This is a genomic window from Microbacterium sp. Leaf351 (genome assembly GCF_001423825.1).
GTDB classification, from domain to species: Bacteria; Actinomycetota; Actinomycetes; order Actinomycetales; family Microbacteriaceae; genus Microbacterium; species Microbacterium ginsengisoli.
Window position 1 is genome coordinate 73,739 of the sequence record NZ_LMPK01000015.1, and the last position, 4,731, is coordinate 78,469.

Sequence of the window (4,731 nt, forward strand, 5' to 3'; positions counted from 1 at the left end):
TCGCCGGGGCGATCGCGAGCGGGTCGGCCGCCAGGCGCGGCGCCGACTCGGCCCAGTCGGCGAGGAGCTCCCGCGGGTCGCCCGGCACGCACACCGTCGCGAGCCCGTCGTCGGGGCGGGACGACTCCCCCACCCAGATCGCGTTCGCGCCCCACGCCGACGCACGGCGCAGGATGCGGTCGCGCCCCGGGAAGTCCGCCACTGCCACGACGCTGTCCCCGGCCCGCACCCGGGCGCGCAGCACCGCCTCGGCGCCCGCCGTCGGCACCGCGACGAACGGCGCGGGAGCCGCGGCATCCGTCACGACATACAGGGCGCCGTCGATCGCGCGACTGCGAGCGAGGTGCACCGCCGCGACCCGCCCGTCACTCACGACGCCACCGCCGGGAACTCGTCGAGCAGGCCCGCATCGCGCATCGCGGACATGACCTGCGCGACCTGCTCCTCGGGCACTCTGGTGAGCGCGAAGCCGGCGTGCACGATGACGTGGTCGCCGACCTCGAGGTCGGGCAGGAAGTTCAGCTTCACCCGGCGCAGCTCGCCCGCGAAGTCGACCTCCGCGAGCAGCGCGCCGCCCTCATCCCACCGTCGCAGGATGCGACCCGGAATCGCGAGACACATGTGCGTCCTCCCCTCTCTCCAGCAGCAGGGTGCCGGCCCAGGCCTGCCCCAGACTGAGACCTCCGTCGCCGGCCGGCACGCGCTCGTGCACGAGCACCGGCACCTGCAGTGCGGTGAGCGTGGCACGCACCGCCGTGCGCAGGGCGAGGTTCTGCCAGGTGCCGCCCGAGAGCCCCACCAGACGCGCGCCGCGGGCGGCGGCGACGTGCGCGAGGGTCTGGGCGGTCCACATGGCGATGCCGTCGTGGAACCGCCGCGCAAGGCACGCGACGGCGTCGCCGGCGCGCAGCCGGTCGGCGAGCTCGCGCACGAGCGTCTCGGGCGTGACGTCGGGTGCGGCGCCGTGGCCGCCGTGTCGGCAGGCGGATGCCGCGGCCTCCAGCTCCATCGCGGCCTGCGCCTCGTACGTCACCCGGTGGCGCACACCGAGCAGTGACGCGACGGCGTCGAACAGGCGACCGACGCTGGAGGTCGTCGGGCACGCGATGCCCGCGGCGAGCTGCGAACGCACGACGGCGAGCTCGGCGGGCGGGGCGGCGTCGAGGCAGGGCAGGCCGGTGTCGTCGATGCCCCAGTCGGCGAGCACGGCGACGGCGGTCTTCCACGGGTTGCGGGTCGCGCTGTCGCCGCCGGGCAGCCGGAACGGGCGCAGGTGGGCGGCGCGCTCCCACCGCAGCGGCCGCGCGTCGAGCGCGAGGAACTCGCCGCCCCAGCTCGTGCCGTCGTCGCCGAACCCGGTGCCGTCGAAGGTCGCGACGACGACGGGCTCACCGCCGGCCTGGTGCTCGGCGACGAGGCTCAGCGCATGCGCGTGGTGGTGCTGCACCTGCAGCAGGGGGATGCCGCGGGCCTCGGCGTGCCGCTCGGCCCACCGGGTGGTCGCGTAGTCGGGGTGCCGGTCGGCGACGAGCAGGTCGGGCTCGCGGCGGTGCAGGGCCGCGAGCTGGGCGACGCTGCGCTCGAACGCGCGCTGGCAGGCCAGCGACCCCATGTCACCGATGTGGGGCGAGAGGAACGCCATGCCGTCACGGGTGAGGGCGAACGTGCTCTTCAGCTCACCGCCGACCGCGAGCACCGCGCCGGCGCCCGAGGCGAGCCGCACCGGCAGGGGCGCGTAGCCGCGGCTGCGCCGCAGCGGCACGAGCTCGTCGCGGTCGGGGTCGGCGAGCACCACGGAGTCCTCGACGGGCACGTGGATCCGCCGGTCGTTCGACACGAACGCGTCGGCGATGCCCGCGAGCCCCGCCCGCGCCTCGTCGTCGTCGAAGAACAGCGGATCGCCCGACACGTTGCCGCTCGTCGCCACCCACACGTCGCCGTCGCCGAGCAGCAGCTCGTGCACCGCGGCGCTCGCGAGCATCACGCCCACCCGATCGAGCCCGGGGGCCACCGACGGTGCCAGATCGGATGCCGCGGCCTGCCCGGCGATCACGATGGGGCGCGCCGGTCCCGCCAGCTCCCGTCCCGCACGCGGGTCGAGGTCGATGAGCTGGGCGGCGAGCGCGACCGATCCCGCCATCACTGCGAACGGCTTGTCGGGGCGGTGCTTGCGCTCCCGCAGGCGCGACACGGCGTGCTCGTCGCGCGCGTCGCACATGAGGGTGTAGCCGCCGAGCCCCTTCACCGCGAGGATGCCCCCGGAGCGCACCAGCGCACGGGCGGCGTCGATCGCGTCGAGGCCGGTGGCCGCGGCATCCGGTTCGGCGTCCTCGTCGTAGCGGAGCGTGGGGCCGCACTCCCAGCAGCTGATCGGCTGGGCGTGGAAGCGCCGGTCGAGCGGGTCGTCGTACTCGGCACGGCACGCGTCGCACATCGGGAACACCGACATGGTCGTCAGCGGGCGGTCGTAGGGCAGGTCGCGGATGATGCTGAGCCGCGGACCGCAGTTCGTGCAGGTGATGAAGGGGTACCGGTAGCGGCGGTCGGTCGGGTCGTGCAGCTCGCGGCGGCAGTCGTCGCACAGCCCCGCGTCGGCGGGGATCAGGGTGCGCGCCCCCTCGGCCCGCCGCGAGGGCACGATGCGGAAGCCGCTCTCGTCGGGGATGGTCGCGACCGCGCGCACCTCGACGTCGTCGACCACGGCGAGCGCGGGCGCATCGGCGCGCACCGCGGCGACGAACGCGCCGAGAGCGCCCCTCGTGGCCTGCGCCTCGATGAAGACGCTCTCGTCGTCGTTGCCACACCAGCCGGTCACCCCGTAGGCGGCCGCCACCCGGGCGACGTGCGGCCGGAAGCCGACACCCTGCACCACGCCGCGCACGGTGAGTGCGTGGCGTTCGAGCGAGGGGGATGTCGGGGAGAGCACGTCGACCTCAGTGCGCGCCGCAGCCGCAGCCCTCGGGTCCGCAGGCGTGCGCGCCGACCCCGCAGGCGCCGATCGGCACGGCCCGGGGGCCGCGCAGCATCGCCTCGAGGCTCACGAACGCGGGTCGCCGCTCGACGGGAGCGGCGATCCCGGCCGGGTCGGGCATGCGGATGATGCCGTGCATGCCGAGCAGCATGCGCACGGCCGGGTCGTCGACGAGCTCGAACAGCAGCTCCTTGCCGCGCGGGTCGGCGCGGAGAGTGCGCACGATCGTGGTCAGCGCGTCCTTCGCGAGCGCGTCGGCGGCGAGCGCGAACTCGTCCGCGACCGCGCGACTCTCCGGAGACAGCTCGGCGAGGGCCGCGACGGCCCGGTCGAGCCGCGTGGCGGCGGCGTCGAGGTCGACGGTCTCGTCGGCGGGGGTGGGGGCGATGGTGGTCATGCGGGGCATCCTCTTCTCAGTCGTCGGCGCCCACGGCGATCAGGCTGCCGCGCAGATCGCGCACGATCGCGGCGGAGCTCTCATCGCCCTTCGACGCGAACAGGAACTCGGCCTCATCGAAGCGCTCGCGCGCATCGCCGAGCAGACCCAGGTGCGCGAGCGCGTTGCCCTGGTTCGACAGCACCCGCGCGCGCCCGAGGGCGTCCTTCTTCGGCGAACGGGTGCGCAGCACCACCTCGTACAGGTCGACGGCCTCCATGAGGTGGTCGCGCTGCTTCGCGGACGGAGCGTAGACGAGCGCGTTCGCGAGGTTCAGACGGGCGCTCGCCCATTCCTCGGCGTCGCGCTCCTCGTCGAGCAGCCGCACCGCGGTGCGCAGCGACTGCAGCGCGATGCCGACCCGCAGGTGATCGGCGTCCGAGACGATCGGGGCGGCGAGGTAGGCGGTGCCGAGGTTCAGATGGATGCGCGCGAACAGCGACCGCTGCCCGACCTCGTCGATCCGGCGCAGCGCCTCCGTGTAGCCCGCGATCGCGTCGCCGAGCGAGCGGCGTCCCTCGATCGCGAGGCCGTGCACGAGCCCGGCACGGTGGAAGAAGGCCTCGGCGGCCGCCGCCGGCAGGTCGGTGCCGCGCAGCAGCGCGACCGCCTCCTCGGCGTCGACCAGATCGTGGCCGCGGCCGGCGAGCTCGCTCAGCACCACGCCGGCGAGCGCCGGGGCGACGTCGCGGGCGGCGTCGGCGGCGAGCCGCAGGTGGGCGAGGGCCACGGGCTCGTCGCCGTCGGCGAGGGCGGCGGCTGCCTCGGCGGTGCCGACGAGCGCGGCCAGTTCGCCGTCGAGCCCCTCGGACGTCGGCGGCACGCTCGTGAGCCCGACCGTGTAGGCGACGTGATCGACGAGCGGACGCCAGTCGTCGCCGACGGCGGCGGCGGCCTCCGACCGGCTCACACGCTCGGGGTCGAGCACGAACAGGTTGTAGCGGTCGACGGGGTCGTCGGAGTCCGCGAACCAGGCGGCGGCCTCGTCGAGGCGGCCCTCGTGCACGAGACGCACCCCCTCGAGGCGGGCCGGCCAGGTCTCCGGCAGGATGCCGCGCACGAGCGCGGTGCGCGCGGCATCCGTCTCCTCACCCCCGGCGATCAGCAGAAGACCCGCGGGGAACGGGAACGCGCCCAGTGCCTGGGGACGGGCGATGCCGGTCACGACGTCGCCCCCGCGGGAATGGTGAGCCGGCGGCGCTTCGCCGACCACTCGGCGTCGACGGGGCCGACGGTGAACTCGTCCGAGAGGGCCTCGCGCAGCAGCGCGCTGCGGTCGCCGAGCAGGTTGCGCTGCTTCATCATGATGCCGTTCGGGGCGGCG

At 75.2% G+C, this 4,731-nt stretch carries 5 protein-coding genes; all 5 read right to left on the reverse strand.

Features of this window, described 5'->3' with window-relative positions; genetic code table 11:
• On the reverse strand, positions 1-373 hold a 373-nt coding region (locus tag ASG00_RS15295; protein ID WP_200930868.1), incomplete at its 3' end, for a hypothetical protein.
• Positions 370-621 (reverse strand): HypC/HybG/HupF family hydrogenase formation chaperone, encoded by a 252-nt coding sequence (locus ASG00_RS06005; RefSeq protein WP_045247835.1) that lies wholly within the window; start codon positions 619-621, stop codon positions 370-372. The genes ASG00_RS06005 and ASG00_RS15295, both read right to left, overlap by 4 nt.
• Positions 578-2,926: a carbamoyltransferase HypF gene (hypF, locus tag ASG00_RS06010; protein ID WP_082483089.1), complete on the reverse strand. Its 2,349-nt coding sequence runs from the start codon at positions 2,924-2,926 to the stop codon at positions 578-580. Before hypF ends, ASG00_RS06005 begins: the two co-directional genes overlap by 44 nt.
• 7 nt (positions 2,927-2,933) lie before the next feature.
• On the reverse strand, positions 2,934-3,368 hold the full coding sequence (locus tag ASG00_RS06015; protein ID WP_045247834.1) for a hypothetical protein: 435 nt from the start codon (positions 3,366-3,368) through the stop codon (positions 2,934-2,936).
• Between the two features lie 16 nt (positions 3,369-3,384).
• Complete coding sequence (locus ASG00_RS06020; protein ID WP_056207559.1) at positions 3,385-4,572, reverse strand: hypothetical protein; 1,188 nt, start codon at positions 4,570-4,572, stop codon at positions 3,385-3,387.
• Positions 4,573-4,731: the final 159 nt, after the last annotated feature.